An 18,607-nucleotide genomic window follows, 5' to 3' on the forward strand; every position below is an offset into this window, starting at 1 on the left:
GGTCAGGTGCGGATTTTAAACTGGTTAAGATAACTGGCCCCTTGGTTCGGTAAAAAAGCCCGTTGGTCAATGAAGTGAATCTCTGACTTAAAAGACTCAGGCGGTAAACGCAACCCAAATCCCTGGGCGATCGCCCCGTAGGGTTCTGTAGGATAGGCTGCTGCTACCAGTTCACGGGCATTTTGGGGATATTGCCGCAGCTCAAAATGTCGCCAGCGGACCATCTGGGTGAGGAGCCACAGGCCATGGGATTGCCAGCAATAATTAGCCTGGTCGGGGGCCGTAATCCGTCGCCCTTGGTCGAACCAAATGGGACTATCCCGCCGGGCAATGGGGCGATCGCCGTCTCCCCCGTAGAAATATTGGCCACTGAAGAGGGCGGTGAGGGCGGTGGGATCAAGGTCGAGGTTACTGGCCAAAAGCGGGCCAATGGTGGCCGCATTGGTGGGATCTTGGCAATATTGGCAACCCTGGAGGGTGGCGGCAATGAGAGCCTTAGCTGTATTTGGGTTTTCTTCTCGCCAGCCCGCACTGGTGGTAATCACCGGCCCCGGGTGGCCCTGCCAAATATCCCCTGAGAGATATTGAATAAAACCAGAATCGTTGGCGATCGCCTCTTGTCCCCAAGGTTCTTGGCTGCAGTAACCTTGGATCAACCCTGCCTGCAATTTATGACGCAACTCCGTGGGCGCAAAAGTCACCAATTCTAAATCTCGATCTGGATGGAAACCCAGGGCCGCCCACCAATAGCGATAAAGATAAGCCGTTGTGCTGTAGTCGTGGTCTACCCCAAAGGTTTTTTCCGGTAAAGCCCGCACATAGTCCCGGTAGGCCGCCGCAAATTCTGCAAAATTCGCATAGTCGATGCCAGAACGAATATTATCAGCCCAGGTCTGTTGGCGGCCACAAAAAACACCGCCGTGGCGATGAATCTGCATCAACGCGACCAGATCAACCCTAGGACTTTTGAGCTGATAAATCAGTGGTGTCGAAAAAGAGGTAATCGCCGCATCAAAACGCGATTCTAGTAGCCCCTGCTCCACGGCCTGTTGATCCACCTGGGGATACAGCTCAACTTCCAGGCCATACTGCTCAAAAAAGCCTTGGGTGAGGGCCATCAGCCAGGGGGCGATCGCCAAGTCTGGTACATAACCCAGGGTAAGGGTTTGTTTTTCCGGGGCACTCAGATCTAATACTGACGGAGTTGATTCTAAGTTAGCTTGCTTCGCAGATCTTCCTGGCAGACGAACGGTATCTGGGAGTCGATTGCAAGCAGTGAGACCATAACCCCAGGCAGCAAAGGTTCCGTATTTGAGCAGGTGGCGGCGTTTCATAGGCAAAAATACAGGGAGGCTCCCAAATTTTACGGGTTCGGTTTGGCGATCGCAATTTTCTGTGACGGTTCCACCATCAAAAAATCCCCAGGGCAGCGAGGGGGCACTGGGGATCAAAATCAAAGCACAGTCAATTTTGCTTAAACGGTGGTGGTTGTCTTGGCGGCGTCTTTCTGAAAAAATGCCGCCCGAATGGATTCGGCCATCTGGGCTGGGGTCAACCCGTGGGCCGCTTTTGATTCCGCTGGAGTTGCATGATCCACAAGCACATCTCCAATGCCAAAGCGTTTTACGGGAACAAGCACATCATGATCCTGGAGCGTTTCACAGACCGCAGACCCAAAACCACCCATTAAGCAACCCTCTTCAAAGGTGGCCACTTTACCAATTTGCTTGGCGAGGGGCGCAATGAGTTCAGAGTCCAGGGGTTTCACAAAACGGGCGTTGATCACCGTGGCGCTAATGCCGTGTTCACTGAGAATTTCGGCCACCTGGAGGGTCGAGTGCACCATGGCACCATAGCCGATCAGGAGAATGTCGTCACCATTGCGCAGGATTTCTCCTTTACCGATGGGCAGGGGTTCCCAGCCGTCTTCCATTAACGGTGCACCAATGCCACTCCCCCTGGGATAACGCATGGCGATCGCCCCGTCTGTGTATTCAATCCCCGTGACGAGCATCCGTTGTAGTTCAGCTTCATCCTTGGGTGCCATCACCACAATATTGGGAATCAGGCGGAGATAGGCAATGTCATACATCCCTTGGTGGGTCGGCCCGTCAGCACCGACGATGCCCGCCCGGTCAAGGCAGAAAAAGACTGGTAACTTTTGAATACAGACATCATGGATGATTTGGTCGTAGGCCCGCTGCAGGAAAGTCGAATAAATCGCCACCACTGGCCGCATTCCTTCACAGGCGAGGCCCGCTGCTAGGGTAACGGCATGTTGTTCGGCGATACCAACGTCGATGTACTGTTTTGGTAATTTCTGTTGGAGCTTATCTAACCCGGTGCCAGTGGCCATTGCCGCTGTAATCCCGACAATTTTGGGGTTGTTTTCCGCGAGGGTGGTCAGGGCATGGGCAAAGACCTTGGAATAGCTCGGTGGGGTTGGTTTCTTCGAGGGGAAAGCTTTGCCTGTGGCCAAGTCAAAGGGTTTCTGGGCATGGTAGCCCACTTGATCTTTTTCGGCGATCGCATAACCTTTGCCTTTAACTGTGGCGACGTGGACGAGGGTCGGGCCTTTAGCCTTGTGGGCCTGTTTAAAGGTGCGGATCAACTCTTCGAGGTTGTGGCCATCCACGGGGCCAAAATATTTAAAGCCTAATTCTTCGATGACGGCGCCAACCTTCGAGACCGCCAAGCGTTTCATGCTGTCCTTGAGCCGTTCCATCTCTGGGGTGAGGGAGTCCCCAAGGAACGGGAGGTGCTTGACCTGTTCTTCGAGGTTATCGGTTAAAAACTGGACGGGATCACTGAGGCGGACTTTGTTGAGGTACCGCGAGATGGCTCCCACATTCGGGGAAATAGACATTTCATTGTCATTGAGAACCACCATTAAATTCGTATCGGGTAAATGACCTGCATGGTTGATGGCTTCGAGGGCCATGCCGCCGGTCAAGGCACCATCACCAATGACTGCCACACATTTAAAATCTTCTCCCTTGGCATCCCGTGCCAATGCCATCCCTAGCGCTGCGGAAATACTGGTCGAGGCATGGCCAGCACCAAAATGATCAAACACATTTTCACTGCGCTTAAGGTAACCAGCTACCCCATCCTTTTGCCGGAGGGTGTGGAATTCGTTGTAGCGTCCGGTGATCAACTTATGGGGATAAGCCTGATGACCGACATCCCACACCACCTTGTCGCGATCGAGATCAAGGGTTTGGTAGAGGGCGAGGGTTAGTTCAACCACCCCTAAACCAGGGCCGAGGTGGCCACCGCTTGCGGCAATCGTCTGGAGGTGTTTTTCGCGAATTTGCCGGGCAATCTCTTCCAACTGACGGACGGTCAAGCCGTGGAGTTGGTTCGGATGGGTAATTTCACTCAGGTGCATGGGTGTTTCTAGAGAGCGATCTTATAAAGGGGTCTAGTTCTCAGGATATCAGGTCTAACAATTTTAATCAGAAGATCCCGGTTAGTCTGGATGATCCCGTGGGGTTGTGTGGGAATCTTGGTCAAGGTTCCACAGATGTTTAGGATCTAATATTTACGGGTTTTCGGACTGCACTTTGCAATATTTTTTATTGTGTTTTGGGTACAGGAGTCTGGAGTTGTTGATAAACAATTTGGGCGATCGCCTGGGGATTTTCAAAATGGAGATTATGGCCGCCAGCAACCGTTAAACGTTGGGCCTGGGGGAGAGCCGCTTGGATCGCCTGGAGATCAGCAGGGCGGTTAAATTCACTCTGATCGCCATAGATGAGGGTGATCGGCGCTTGGATATCTTTGAGCAGGGCCAGGTAACGTCGTCTGCTAATGCCATTGAATTCAATGCCCGCCCGGGTACGGAGGAAAGCATCCCAACGCCACTGCACCCCTTTTTCGACGGATTTGGTGCTGCGCTGGGTGAGGAACGCCGAGAGGTCTTTGGGTAGTTGGGGCGTGGCTTGGCGGAGGCGGCGGGCGGCCACTTCTAGGCTGGGGAAGGTCGGGTGCTGGGGGGGCGCGGCGAGGTAATCGAGATGGGTCGTCAGGTGATTACCGGTTTCAGCGTCGTCAATGTCGTTGGGAACAATGGTTTCGACAAGGATCAGGTTTTTTACCTGGGTTTGGCGAATGCCTGCATACATGGCACCGATGATGGAACCCATGGAATGGCCCACCAAGGTAAAGGGGCGATCGCCTAATTGTTTGGCAAGGGCATCTACGTCAGCCAAAAAATCAAGCATGCTGTAGGACTGGGCATGGGCGGATTTGCCGTGACCACGCAGGTCTGGGGCCACAACCCAATAGCCCTGGGCAGCCAACTGGGGGGCGATGAGTTGCCAGGAGGCCCCCTGTTCAAGAATGCCGTGGAGAAGTAGCGCCAATGGTTGGTGGCGATCGCCCCACTCACAGAGACAGGTTTCTAAACCGCGCACCGTCACGAACCGCTCAGCCATGGGGGGCAAGGATTGGCTCTGGGTCGTTAGCTGGGGTTCCTGGGGGAGATCGTAAGCAAACGTTTCGGCCAACTGGATCGTATCCGGCTGGAGAGCAGCGGGCAGGGTAATTGAGCGCCATTTGTCGGCGAGGGCCGGATCAATGGTTTTGTGCTGGAGGAAATTGGGATCCCCGACGCCCATGGACTGTTGGTGGAGGCCATCGGTAAGGCGATCGCCGCTGTAGGGATTGAGGAGCGCTTCGTTAAAATCGACTCCTAGAAAATGGCAAATCTCTGTCAAAACTTGGCGGGGATTACGGACGAGATCCTCATAAATCACCTGGAGATATCGATCCGCAGCGACCGTGCGACCCAGATCTAAAATATTGCGGTTGCTGGTGCGCCAAATGGACTCCGCAAGGGCGTAGGGGTTCTGCTGCTCGGCCCCCAGCAGTTTATCCATCCGCAATCGGGTAAAGGATTCAATCACCGCGTAGGGATGGCGTACCAAGTGAATATATTTGGCCTGGTCAAAGAGGATTTCGCTGTGGTCTAGGATGTGGCGATCGCTGCCGTAGCTGGGAGATTTGTCAATGAGCACACGCTGTCCCGCCTGCCGTTGGAGATAGGCATAGATTTCGGCAATGGGGGTATCCGCTTCGACCCACTGGTTGACCTTCGCCTGGCTTGCCTCTGGGGTGAGGTTTTCTAGATCCATTAAAGCCCGTTGTAACCCTTCGCCGAGGTGGGATAGACCCAATTCCTGGTGGCGATCGCCCATGGTTTCAAAGGGGAGCAAATGCAGCTCCGGCGGCGAATATAGTCCCGGATGTCCGGCCAACATCACCCGCAGCAACGTCGAACCCGACCGGGGGCTAGAGAGGATAAAGGTAATGGGATTCGGGTTTTTGTGGTCAGGTTTTTGCCACTGTTTTTTTGTTTTGACCGAAAGGCTTTGGGAGGGAATCGCTGCTGTCGCCGTTGCTGCTTCGGAATCATGGGCCTTGGTGAATTCCGCCGCTAGATAGGCCGTCAACACATCCAGTCTGGGCCGTTCATAGATTTCCCTGGGGTACAACATCAGTTGCAAATCCTGCTTGAGGCTGGCGATCGCCTCCATGATCATCAGCGAATCCATGCCCAGATCCAACAAGCTATCGTGGCTTTGAATTTGGTCAATCTCTAACTTGAGGATTTGCGCCACAGACCGCCGCAGATAATCCAGCAAATAGTCAGCCCGTTGGGAAGCTTCTAGGTTGATTAATTTGTCAAAAATCGAAGCCGTTGGGGGCACAGCCTCAGCAGAGGGAATAACGGCTGCAAAGTAATGGGTTTTGGCAAATTCGGGGAACTGTTTGGCCAGGTTTTGCCAGTCCGGTTTAAAGACCCCCATTTCCCCCTGGGCGCCCAAGACTTTTTCGAGGATTGCTAGTCCCTGGGGGGGCGGCAGCCACGCTAAATTTTGGTTGCTGAGGGAGTTTGCCATTCCCCCTTCGGCCCAAGGCCCCCAATGGATCGCCAGGGCGGGTAAACCTTGGGCTTGTCGATATTGGGCGATCGCCGTCATGCCCCGGTTTGCGGCGGCATAATTCCCTTGTCCCGGTGAGCCGAGCACCCCTGCCACGGAGGAAAACAACACAAAAAAATCCAGATCGAGCTTTTGACTATGGCGGTGCAGATGCCATGTCCCTTTCATTTTTGCGGCGGCGACGGTCTGAAACTTTTGCCAAGTTTGTTGTTGTAGCAAACCATCGGCTAAGGTACCCGCCGCATGGAAAATTCCTTTGATGTGGGGATAGGTTTGAAACAGCTTTGCCACCTGGGCTGCGTCGGCTAAATCGCAGGGATAAACCACCGCATTAGCAGGTAACGTCTGCTGATCCGCCGCTGGCGCGCGCCGGCTGACGAGAATTACTTTTTCTGCTCCTGCTGCGGCTAGCCATTGGGTAATTTTGCGGCCAATGGCCCCCAGTCCCCCAGTCACTAGATAGGTCTGTTGGGGTTGAATCTGGAGATTTTTCTGAGGCAGTGACGGTTGCTTTTTGAGCTGTGCCCCGTAGAGTTTTTGCTGCCGCACGGCCAACTGCTGCACCTGTCTTTGTTGGCAAATCTGGGCAAAATTTGGCAGAGTTTCATCGACATCAATAATTCCCCCCCACAATTCTGGATGTTCGAGGGCGATCGCCTGGGCGAGGCCCCATAATCCTCCTTGGGCAAATCCGGTGACAGCATCGGTTTCAAGCACCCGTTGGCTCTGGTGGGTCACAAACCAGCAGGGAACCGCGATCTTTTGTTGATACAGGGTTTGGATCAGCTGGAGGGCGAAGCCACTGGTTTGCTTTTGAATTTCATCTAGGTCTTCTGGATCTTCCCCTGGGGGACACAGGTAAAGGATACCCGCTAGATTTTGGGAGCCGACGTGAGTAAATAAATTATCCAAGGCAGCGGGAGATACTTCCCAGGGGGCAGCCGTCGGAAAATGATTGCTTTGGCCGAGGTACACCCGCTGGGCGTTTTTAAATTGGGCTTCAATGGGCTGGTGAGAATGATGGCGATCGCCCAAGATTAACCACAGCTTAGCCGACGGTTCAGGGGCCAGGGGCAAAGTATCCAGGGGCATCCACGCCACCTGATACAACCAATCATTGAGATCGTCAGGGGCTGGGTTCACAGGTTCGGCCTGAATTTTTTGCCAAGAGCCTTGATTAAACCAATATCGCTGCCGTTGGAAGGGATAGGTGGGCAGGATCAGTTTCCGGCAGCGATCGCCAGCTTCCACGGTCTGCCAGTCAATGTTTAGACCTTGCTCATACAGTTTGCCGAGACTGGTTAAGATTTCCGGCCAAGGCTCACTATGGGGACGTAAACTGGGCAACCAAACCGCTTCTTGTTCAGCTAAGCAATGGCGTCCCATACTCAGGAGCACTGGTTTTACGCCGATTTCGAGATAAACATTGACACCCGCTTGGGCCAGGGTTTGGATGCTCTGGACAAATTTGACGGGTTGCGAAACGTGCTTAACCCAATAGTCGGCCTGGGCAATTTCCGCTTCAATCTGACTGCCCGTGACATTGGAAATTAGTGGGATACGAGGCTGGTGGAAAGTAATTTGTTCGGCAATTTCCCGAAACTCCGCCAACATTGGGGCCATCAAAGGGGAGTGGAAGGCATGGGACACCTTGAGGGATTTGGTTTTGATCCCTTGGCTTTGGAGTTTGTGAATACTGGCTTCGAGGCAGGGGGTCTTTCCTGATAGCACCAGATGGGAACCATTTTCGGCCCCGACGGTTAAATGTTCCGATAGGTAGGGTTTAATGACGGTTTTATCGGCAAAAACCGCCGCCATACTGCCATTGCTGGGGAGGGCGTGCATCAGTTTGCCCCGGGCCGTAATTAATTTCATGCCGTCTGCCAGGGAAAATACCCCCGCCAGACAGGCCGCGACGTATTCGCCAACGCTATGGCCCATGCAAAAGTCTGGTGTCACGCCCCAACTGAGCCATAGTTGGGCGATTGCATATTCAACGGCAAAGAGGAGGGGCTGGGTATAGACGGTTTCATGGACCAGGTCAGGATTATGATCACCGTATAACAAGTCGGTGAGGGCAGGGGCTTCGGGGGAATAGGTCTGCCAGAGGCGATCGCACTCATCCAACACTTGCCGAAATACTGGGCTGGTTTGGTACAGTTGTTGCCCCATGCCGTAGTATTGGGAACCTTGCCCCGTGAACAAAAAGGCAATTTTTGCGGGGGAACTGAGGCGATGTTGGGCCAGAAAATCTTGATTTAGGGTTTGTTGTAAATCGGCGACTTGTTTAAAGACAAAAAAACGACGTTCTTTGAGGGGCGATCTCCCGGTATTGGCAGACGAACAAAGATCTCGTGGGTCAACGCCAGGATGTTGAGTCAGATAGTCTCCATAGCTTTTTTGGAGAGTATTCAAGGCCTGGGCATTTTTAGCAGAAAGGGTCAGCAGACGCCAAGGGCGGTCTTGGGTAGCCGGAGGAGCAAGGGGAGATTTTTGTTGAGTATAGTCCCCCACAATCACGTGGGCATTGGTGCCACCAAACCCAAAGGAACTTACCCCAGCAAACCGTTTTTGTGACCCGCCTGACCAAGGCTGATCTTTGCTCGCAATGGTCACTAAACCGTCTAGATCAATGCGGGGATTGAGCTGCTTAAAATGCAAATGTTGGGGAATCATTCCATGCTCTAGGGACAAAATCACCTTGATTAAGCCCGCGATGCCCGCTGCTGCCTCGAGGTGACCAATGTTTGTTTTCACGGAACCCACCACACAGGGCTGTTCCCGCTGCGCCGTTTGTAAAACCGCCTTCAGGGAATTAATTTCAATGGGATCACCCAGGGGCGTACCGGTGCCGTGGGCCTCTAGGTAAGCTAAATCGGCGGCGGTAATACCGGCTTGGGCCAGGGCTTGGCGAATAACGGCCTGTTGCGATCGCCCGTTGGGAGCCGTCAAACCGTTACTGCGTCCATCTTGATTCACCGCCGAACCGTGGATCACCGCGAGAATATTATCCCCGTCCCGTTCTGCCTGGGCCAGGGGTTTGAGGAGGACGACCCCACAACCTTCGCCCCGCACATAGCCATCGGCCCCGGCATCAAAAGTTTGACAGCGGCCCGTTTTACTCATCATGCCCGCCTGGGTAAAAGTCTGGGTCACATCGGGAGTCAAAATCAAATTCACCCCGGCGGCGATCGCCAACTCCGATTCGCCGTTGATTAAACTTTGACAGGCCAAATGAACCGCCACCAGAGAAGAGGAACAGGCTGTATCGATGCTCAGAGAAACGCCCCGGAGATCGAGGAAATAAGACAGACGATTCGCAGCAATACTGTGGGCGTTGCCCGTCCCCATGTAGGGATTGATCGGATTGTTTTCCCGCACCTGCAACTGGGCATAATCACTATTACTAATACCGACAAAAACCCCCGTTTGGGAATGGCGTAAACTTTCTGCCGGAATATTTGCCCGTTCCAAGGCTTCCCAGGTTACTTCTAACAGTAAGCGTTGCTGGGGATCCATTTGTTCCGCTTCCCGGGGAGAAATGCCAAAAAATTGCGGCTCAAACTGGTCAATATTTTCTAAAAAACCACCCCATTCTCCCGTGGCCCAGCGAGTTTTAAGGGGGCGAACTCCATCTTTACCTTGACGTAATAATTCCCAAAAAGCTTCGGGGTTGTCGGCTTGGGGAAAACGACAACTGAGACCCACCACGGCAATTTCTTTGCCCTGAATTTTCGGCACCTGTGGTATTTTCTCTAGCGCTTGATTACCCTGGACCAAAAACTGAGCCAGGGTGCGAATGGTCGGATAATCGTAGGCCAAGGTGGGGTCTAATTTTCGACCTAGCCAATCCTCTAAGTCGGCTGTGACCTGTACTGCTTGCACTGAATCCAGCCCATAACTTGCAAAGGGTTCCGTTTCGTCTAATTGTTGGGGCGTAATGCCGAGGCGATGGGCAATATTATCCTTAAGCCAGGCTTCAATTTGCTGTTGGTGCTGGTCAGGCAGGGGAAAGTTTGTCGATGTTGTCGTAGAAGAGGTAACAGCTTGCATCCCAATTCCATCTCTTTCTTTTTGGTGGCTGGGTTGCCACTCCCCAACCACTGCCAAGCTTCCGTCTAGAAAACCAGCTTTGCAGGCATGGCGACGAATCTTCCCGCTGGATGTCTTGGGAATGCTACCGGGTTTAATAAAACAAATGGCCTGGGGTTGCAGTTGATGTTCGGCGGCGATCGCCCCACGAATAGCTTGGGCTACTGCCGCGACATTTAATTTGCGGGCATATTTACGCTCAACTTCCTGGACAATGACTAACTGTTCTTCCCCGTTAACGTCTACTGATACAGCGGCTCCGGCCCCCTGTCGTAAAGCGGGATGGGCCACTTCGACGGTTAATTCGATGTCCTGGGGATAGTGGTTGCGCCCCCGGATAATCAGGAGATCCTTTAAACGGCCCGTAATATACAGTTCGCCACCTTGCAAAAAACCCAGATCGCCCGTGCGTAAAAAGCCCGTTTCTGCACCAACGTTTCCCTGAAATTGTTGCTGGGTGAGGTCTGGTTTTTGCCAATAGCCCTGGGCAACACTTTCGCCCTTAACCCATACTTCGCCAATTTCACCGACGGCACATTCCGTTAAAGTCTGGGGGTCAACAATTTTGACAATTTGGTCACCAATCACCTCACCACTGCCGACCAAGGTCACCGTTGTTTCTGTCCCTTGGGCAGGGCGAACTTGGTTTGCTTCGATGCCCTGTTTGCTGACGATAATTTCCTGGGGAAGCTGGGCACGACCATTACCACCGGAAACGATCAGGGTGGTTTCAGCCATACCATAGCAGGGATAAAATGCTGATTTTTGAAAGCCTGCTGTAGCGAAGGTTTTCGCAAAATTTTCGAGGGTCACAGCGCGGATCGGTTCGGCCCCGGAAAAAGCTAGTCGCCAACAACTCAAATCGAGTTCTCTGATTTGTTCCGGGGTAATTTGGCTGGCACAGAGATCATAGGCAAAATTCGGCGCACCGCTGGTGGAAACCCGATAATCGTTGATCGCCTTTAGCCACCGAAAAGGTCGCTGCAAAAAGGCCACGGGAGGCATTAAAATTTGCATTGCCCCCACATAGATGGGCTGCAAAATCCCACCGATCAAGCCCATATCATGGTAAGGCGGCAACCAGGAAACGCCCATGCTAGCCTCTGTATCCTGGAATCCTTGGTTAATCAAGCCGGAGTTGTGGATCAAATTGTGGTGGGAAACCATCACTCCTTTAGGATCGCCCGTGGAGCCACTGGTATATTGCAAAAAAGCGAGATCTGTGCCGGAAATGTTCGGTTTTTGCCAGTTTTTTCCTGAAATTAGTTCAACTTGATCTGTAGCCAAACAATGAAAGTCCGTACCTTCTAAAGCTTCGAGGCGATCGGCAATTTTATCTTTAAGTTCTGTTGTGGTAAGGGCAAATTTCGCCTGGGCATCTTGGATAATGCTATGGAGGCGGTCAAAGGATTTATTCGGCCGTGGTGGGTAAGCTGGCACCGCAACAACACCAGCATACAAACACCCCAAAAAGGCACCGATAAACTCTAAACCCGGTGGATAAAGCAATAATGCCCGTTGCCCTTGGGCCTGGTTAGCTTGCAAAAAAGCGGCGATCGCCTGGGCTTTTTGGTCTAATTCTCCGTAGGTCAGGGCCGCAGATTCCGTTTCGCCATCAGCCAGAAAACTAAACACGGTTTTCCGCGCCTGAAGTTTAGCTCTGTACTGGAGCAGATCGACGAAATTTGCAAATTGACCAACCATGTATGCCTTAGCAACTCCTGTGAATGGAAATTCTGGACTCCGTATCCTAGCAATTTTTACGAATACCCACGGGCCATAGCCTAGTTAACCATATTAAACCGTGAGTTCCCTCCCCACGGTAAATCCTCCCAAAATCCGCCGTTCCTTCGATTATGGAGGGCCTGGTTTCAACTGATTTGAGTGTAAAAGCCCCAGGCTATGTTGACTGTTGTCGCCCTAACCAATCGAGTAAATAGCCGTTGACTAATGCCGGGGCTTCATCCTGGGGACAATGGCCGACATTATCGAGGGGAATAAACTCAATCTGAGGATATTGGGCGACAAGGGCACGGCCCAGATCAACCGGTTCCCATGGATCGGCTGTTCCCCATAAAACTGCCGTGGGACAATGCAACTGGGGCAGCAGGTCGTCCGGGAGTGGCCCCTGGGAATAACTCGTAAAGGCCAGGAAAACCGCCGCAGCCCCTGGGTCCTGGGCGGGGGTCAGGATCAGCTCCACCAACTCATCGGTAATCGCCGTTTTATCCCGGTAGGCCTGGGCTAAAATTTTGCGGATTGTTTTCGGCTGGGCCAATTGCTTAAAGAACAAGGAACCGAGGGGGGTTTGGGTCAAGAGTTTTTGGAAGAGGGGAACGCCCCAGCGTTGATAAAAAGGTGCTTTTAAAAGATTGCGCTCATGGAATAGCCGCAGGGAAAAATTGAGTGTCACGACCCCCCGCACCCAGTGGGGATAGGACACAGCCGCCTGCATGACAACGACACAACCAATGGAATTACCAACTAGAAAAGCCGGTTCACCAATGATTTCAGCACAGAACGCCTTAATCTGGGTGGCCCAAGTTTCAAAAGTGTAGTCCGCTTCAACTTCCGGTTGGGGTTTTGCCGATTTCCCAAAGCCCAGTAAGTCGATGGCATAGCAGCGGTAATGTTCCCCTAAAACCGGAAGATTTTTGCGCCAATGACCGGCCGAGGCTCCAAATCCATGGACGAAAAGAACGGGCGGCCCCTGGGTGCCCCACTGACGATAGTTAATATTGAAGCCGTGCCATTGCCAGCTGTAATCGGTATGGGGATGAGCGGGGGAAGTAATGGTCATGGTGAGCGATGGATAAAACCGAAATGGGGGACAAATGTCCTAGGGCGTGTTGTCTAAATCGTGATGGCAAAGATGGGGCACCGGATCATAACCCCCAGGGTGAAACGGGTGACAGCGGCCAAGGCGCTTCAGGGCGAGCCAACTGCCCCGGAGTACACCAAAGCGTTCCACGGCTTCGAGGGCATATTGGGAACAGGTGGGCTGAAAGCGACAACTAGGGGGGAATAGGGGGGAAATCCAGCGACGGTAGCCTTTGATGCTCCAGAGGATTAAGCTTTTCATGGCATTTAGGCAACGGAAGCGGTTTTTTGGAGGTCGATGGTTTGACCAAGGGCTTCGTTGACGAGACGACTAAAGTCTTCGCCTTCGATGGTTTCTTCTTCGATGAGACGATCCACCAGACGATCGACAAGTTGACGATTGTCCCGAATAATTTGCTTGGCAGTTTCGTAGCACTCGTTGATAATTTCGCGCACCTTGAGGTCAATGCGCTGGGCGATCGCCTCGGAATATTCAGGCCGCTCCCCAAACCAATCATTTCTGAGGAAAACTTCACCCCGATTGGTTTCTAGGGCAAAGTGACCCAGTTCTGACATCCCAAACTTTGTCACCATTTGACGGGCAATGTTCGTGAGCATTTGGATATCCTGGGAGGCTCCAGAGGTGATTTCATCGTAGCCAAAGACAATATCCTCGGCGGCGCGTCCCCCCAGGGCCACGGCGATTTGGGCGCGGAATTGGGCTTTGGTCGTCAGACCCTGTTCTTCGTTGGGGGTAAACCAGGTTAAACCTTGGGCGCGGCCCCGGGGAATAATGGTGACTTTCTGGAGGGGATCGTGGTCTTTGAGGATGGTGCCAACAATGGCATGGCCCACTTCGTGGTAGGCAATGAGACGTTTACTTTTGCCATCGGTGAGGGCTGTTCCCTCCATCCCTGCTACGACCCGATCAATGGCGTCATTGATTTCGCTAGTGGTAATTGCTTCTTTGCGGCGGCGGGCGGTGAAAATGGCGGCTTCGTTGAGTAAGTTTGCTAGATCTGCCCCCGAAAAACCAGGGGTACGCCGGGCGATCGCCTCTAGATCAACATCCTCAGCGACTTTTTTATCTTGGGCATGGACTTCGAGGATTGCTAAACGCCCCAAACGGTCTGGATAATCTACAGTCACCTGGCGATCAAAGCGACCGGGGCGCAGGAGGGCTTGATCTAAGACATCAGGGCGGTTGGTGGCGGCGATCACAATAATTCCAGAATTTCCTTCAAAACCATCCATTTCTGTGAGCAATTGGTTTAGGGTCTGCTCCCGCTCATCGTTTCCCCCACCAATGCCTGCGCCCCGTTGGCGACCGACCGCATCAATTTCATCGATAAAAACAAGACAGGGAGCGTTTTCCTGGGCCTTGCGGAAGAGATCCCGTACCCGTGACGCGCCGACCCCCACGAACATTTCCACAAATTCAGAGCCAGAAATACTAAAAAATGGCACCCCAGCTTCCCCGGCGATCGCCTTTGCTAGGAGCGTTTTACCCGTCCCCGGTGGGCCAATGAGGAGCATTCCTCTAGGGATCTTCGCACCAATTGCCGTAAATTTATTCGGTTCTTTTAAGAAGGTGACCACTTCGGCGAGTTCTTCCTTGGCTTCCTCGACCCCAGCCACATCCTTAAACATGATCCCCGTTTCCGCTTCCATCTGAAAGCGCGCTTTAGAACGACCAAAGTTCATGGCGTTATTCTGCATACTGGCCGAGCGGCGAATAATCAGTACTAGTCCCCCGATCAGAATCCCAAAAAGCAGGAGATTGGTAAAAATGGCGATCGCCACCGAATGATCCTGGGAAGGCACCACCTCAAAGTCAACGTTATTTTCCCGGAGAGCGGCGAGGAGTTCTTGGTTATTGTTGAGGAGCTGGATGGTCTGGGCTTCTTCCTCAGTTTGCCCCCGGAGCGTGACCTGGGCCGTATTGGTTTCTGGGTCAAGGACGAAGCGATCCACCTGGTTTTGCCGGATATCCTGGAGCAGCTCGCCGTAGTTCAAGGTCTCTGTTGACTCCGTTGGTGCTGTCGATTCTGTCTGGGCGATCGCCGCCGCTCCCCCTCCCCACAGTAAGGCTTGGCTCAAAAGAAAATTAGCCATCCCAGCCCGCCACTTAAAACGAGGTTTGGCCTGATGCTTCTGCTTGCTCGGAAGGAGGTGACGATAGTGCTTCATATTTCGGAGGGACAACGACAGAGAAACTGTTCTTATTCTAGAGTTTTCCTTTCCTAATCGGGGTGCTTCCCTTGGTTTTACGCCAAAATCTCCCTCTGTTTCCCGCAAATTTCCTCACCCAAAAGCCGTTAACAATAGCCACTTAATCACCATGCAGGGAGTAAATTGAATCTTGATCACAGAAAAAACTCCGACTCTATCCACAGTGATTTTTTGGCTGAACTTTCACCACCCCAAAAAAGTTTAGATCGTGACTCGAATTGCGATCCCAGGCGATGGTTTAGCTTGATCTTTGGAGCGTTAAGGACAAAAACGATGGTTGCTGCCCGTTGATAAATACAGTAGGTTAATTTTTTTTGTAATTTATTTTTGGGCTGCGGTATGGGATGGTGTTTTTGCTAAGTTGAAGCCGAGATTGTTTCAAAAAAGAACTAACCGCAATCTCGAATTTCAGTCAAAAACGGTGCAAAGACAGAAAATATGAATGGGATCCTCCTCGATCTCGGTGTGGTGATCGCCGAGATTATTCTCTTTTTAATCGCGATCACCGTGGGGCAATTTTTAATTATTTTGACCCTGAAACGTCTAGCCCAATGGGTGCCAGAAAAACAAGGACAAAACCCCCTAAATTTAACCCAAAAAATCCTTAATAAATCCCTCTTCGTCATTAAGATCACCGGGGCCATAATCATTGCTGCCTTAAATGGTTATTTATTCTTTCAACAAAAATCCCCTTACCTTTATCTCCTTGATTTAATTAACGGTATCTCTCCGGAACAGTGGCAAAGACTCGCCCTCGGTTTATTAAAAAGTGTTTTACTTCTGTTGCTCGTGAGTTTAATAATCGCTTCTCTGCGGCCACGCCTGAAACGGGCTGGCGATCGCCTCAAAGCTTGGAAAAATATCGAAGGCAATAACCACAGCTTAGATACCCTCTTTAAGGCCATTGATTTGGCGATCGCCAATGGTCTTTGGATTTTGGCCCTGGTGGTGTGCCTCAATTTTTTATTTGTCCCTCCGAGCATTACCCAATATTTTTATCTCGCAATCAAAGTTTATTTTTTGCTTTGCTTTGGGATCATTGCTGTACGGGCATCGTTTTCTTTGCTGGATACTTTAGATGGTTTATCAACGGAATTTATTGCCAAACATCCCCGGTCTCCCCTGCGTTTTTATCCTCGGTTTCGTTATTTATTGGGCCTCACAAAACGTTGTTTAGAAACGGGAATTTATCTGGCGATCGCCGGAGTGATTTGTGCCCAATTTCCCCTCCTCGATCACATTGCCCCCTATGCGATCCCGGCGAATCAAATTATCCTGATTATTTTTATCGCGGCCCTGGTGATCGAACTAAGCAATATCATTGTCGAAAAATTATTGTTGCGATCGCCAAACCTTAGTCCTGTCCAACAACGCCGTCGTTTAACCTTTATTCCCCTGGTGCAAAACACCGTACGCTACTGCATTTATTTTGTGAGTGGCGTTTCAATTCTCTATGTCTTTGACATTGACCCGACACCGATCCTTGCCGGGGCCGGGATCTTGGGTTTAGCAGTAGGGCTTGGGGCGCAAAATTTAATCAATGACCTCGTCAATGGCTTTTCCATTTTGTTGCAAAATTATTACCTTGTCGGTGATTTTGTCGAAACGGATAATGCCACAGGCCTTGTCGAAGAAATGGATCTGCGGGTCACACGCATCCGCGATACAGGGGGACGGCTACATATCATCCGCAATGGCGACATCAAGACCATTGTGAATTACTCCAAAGATTATGTGTATGCGGTGGTCTATGTTGGGGTCGCTTACGATTCAGATTTAGACCATGTGTATCAGGTTCTAGGGGATGTGGGCCACCAAATTCAAGGCTTACACCCTGATGTGCTCGAACCGACACGCATTGATGGCCTCGATAACTTTGCCGAATCTGAACTCACCATCCGCACGGTTACCAAGGTGAAACCAGGAAAACATCTACCGGTGCAGCGTCTCCTGCGGAAGTTAATTAAAGAAGCCTTCGACCGCGAACAGATCGAAATTCCCTTTGCCCGCCGTGTACTCATCTTCAAAAATGAAGCCCCTGACCTCGATTCACTTCGAGATTCGGAAAATATGTAAGACTTTTGTAATAGCTGGGCTCAAAATAGGCGAAATTCAGTCTAATGGGAGCAGTAGTTGTCTAAAATCCAAGATTATTTGTCATGTCTAAAGCTGCCTTATCCGGAAAAATGTTGGCGATCGCCCTTGCAACCCTTAGTAGTGTTGTACCCTTGGGACGCGCCCAAGCCCAAACTGTTTTTGGAGAAGCAGAGATCAACCCCGAATCCATGGCGGCGATCGCCGTCCCCCTCAGTAACGGTGGCTATAACCTCCTCGTGGTCGAACAGCTCGAACGGGAAGACCGCAAAGAATGTTGGGCCGAAAGCGGCGCAAATCCGACCAGCATTGATCCCCTGCTGCTGAACTTTGACTTTACTGGCTATTGTCGCCGCAGCACCGATAGTAATGGCTACTCCATGCGGATCAATGGGCAAGATTTTGGCCAGAGCCACCTATTGCGCATCACTCGCTTCGAAAATGAAATTTTGTTGGTCGCCACTCCCAAAGATAACGATCAAGAAGAAATTGTCATTGGCCGCAGTAATGGTCTCACCGAAGGCTTCCTTAAGTTCAACCTCCTCCCCGGTTGGGAATTTACCCGCCGTACCTTTGAAGAGCGACCCCTGGGCCACTTTTACTTTTCTAACGAGGGCCGCCAGTTCGCCATCCTTAAAAAACCCACCATTGATGACTTAGTTGCGGGCATCACGCAGAGTTCAATTGTGACGGTCGATAGTCTCCCCGGTCTGGCAATCTCCCCACCAGAAATTACAAATCCCTCTGAAACGCCTGATCCCGGCAGTACGGTGGCCCAATTTACTGATATCAGTGGTGATATTTACCGTAACGAAATTGCCCAAGCGGTGAATGTCGGTTTTATCGCTGGTTTTAACGACAATACCTTCCGCCCCACCGATGTCCTGACCCGCGAACAGTTGGTTTCCATGGCCATTGAAGGTCTCCAAGCTCTTCCCAATGCTTCCCTGGCTGTGCCCACCCAAGTTGCGAATGCCCCCTATCCTGATGTGGCTGCCGACCGTTGGAGTGCGGCAAAAATCACCTGGGCCCAGGCGAACAATATTGTCAGTGGCTATCCCGATGGGACTTTCCAACCCACTCAACCCGTCACCCGGGCCGAACTATTAGCTGTTCTCCGTCGCACCGCAGAATATGCCAAGGCCGCCCAAGGTCAACCGATGACCCTCGTGGCCACCAATGGCCCCATTGCTTTTAGTGATACGGCGGGTCACTGGGCCAATGATTTGGCTGCCCAGATGTCTACTTACTGTCGCGTCGCTTCTCCTTTGAATGAAAGTGGCGATCGCTTTTTCCCTGATACCGCTTCCCAACGGAACTATGCCGCCGCTGCCACCCTCCGGACACTCCAATGTAGCGTGCGGTAAATTTGTCCTTTAAATTTTGGCCATAAAAAGACCATAAAAAAATAGCCCTGATGT

The 18,607-nt window shown here is 51.8% G+C and carries 8 protein-coding genes; 2 read left to right on the top strand and 6 right to left on the bottom strand.

Annotation, left to right across the window (positions count from 1 at the left end):
* Positions 1 to 2: 2 nt before the first annotated feature.
* The 6 genes from AACR41_RS13575 to ftsH all read right to left on the bottom strand — a co-directional run bounded on the left by AACR41_RS13575 (position 3) and on the right by ftsH (position 15,050).
* Positions 3 to 1,334 carry a CmpA/NrtA family ABC transporter substrate-binding protein gene (locus tag AACR41_RS13575; RefSeq protein WP_152550969.1) on the bottom strand — a complete coding sequence of 444 codons (1,332 nt, stop codon included), beginning with the start codon at positions 1,332 to 1,334 and terminating at the stop codon, positions 3 to 5.
* 140 nt (positions 1,335 to 1,474) lie between these two features.
* A complete protein-coding gene (dxs, locus tag AACR41_RS13580) occupies positions 1,475 to 3,391 on the bottom strand; it encodes a 1-deoxy-D-xylulose-5-phosphate synthase (protein WP_030006269.1) in 1,917 nt (638 codons plus the stop codon).
* A gap of 187 nt (positions 3,392 to 3,578) precedes the next feature.
* The gene (ols, locus tag AACR41_RS13585; protein WP_030006270.1) at positions 3,579 to 11,744 is read right to left on the bottom strand and encodes a fatty-acyl-[ACP] elongase/decarboxylase Ols; all 8,166 of its coding nucleotides are present in this window, start codon (positions 11,742 to 11,744) and stop codon (positions 3,579 to 3,581) included.
* A gap of 196 nt (positions 11,745 to 11,940) precedes the next feature.
* Positions 11,941 to 12,840, bottom strand: coding sequence for an alpha/beta fold hydrolase (locus AACR41_RS13590; RefSeq protein WP_030006271.1), 900 nt, complete (start codon positions 12,838 to 12,840; stop codon positions 11,941 to 11,943).
* Between the two features lie 39 nt (positions 12,841 to 12,879).
* Complete coding sequence (gene yidD, locus AACR41_RS13595; RefSeq protein ID WP_012306797.1) at positions 12,880 to 13,122, bottom strand: membrane protein insertion efficiency factor YidD; 243 nt, start codon at positions 13,120 to 13,122, stop codon at positions 12,880 to 12,882.
* Between the two features lie 5 nt (positions 13,123 to 13,127).
* Entirely contained in the window at positions 13,128 to 15,050 is a 1,923-nt protein-coding gene (ftsH, locus tag AACR41_RS13600) for an ATP-dependent zinc metalloprotease FtsH (protein ID WP_030006272.1), read from the bottom strand.
* Positions 15,051 to 15,530: 480 nt separating this feature from the next.
* Between ftsH and AACR41_RS13605 the strand changes: the two genes are divergently transcribed.
* Both AACR41_RS13605 and AACR41_RS13610 read left to right on the top strand, forming a co-directional pair.
* A complete protein-coding gene (locus tag AACR41_RS13605) occupies positions 15,531 to 17,168 on the top strand; it encodes a mechanosensitive ion channel family protein (protein WP_030006273.1) in 1,638 nt (545 codons plus the stop codon).
* Between the two features lie 83 nt (positions 17,169 to 17,251).
* Positions 17,252 to 18,553: a DUF3747 domain-containing protein gene (locus tag AACR41_RS13610; protein WP_030006274.1), complete on the top strand. Its 1,302-nt coding sequence runs from the start codon at positions 17,252 to 17,254 to the stop codon at positions 18,551 to 18,553.
* The last annotated feature ends 54 nt before the right edge of the window (positions 18,554 to 18,607 follow it).

The sequence above is a fragment of the Picosynechococcus sp. NKBG042902 genome (genome assembly GCF_963864045.1).
In the GTDB taxonomy this organism is placed as follows: Bacteria; Cyanobacteriota; Cyanobacteriia; order Cyanobacteriales; family MRBY01; genus MRBY01.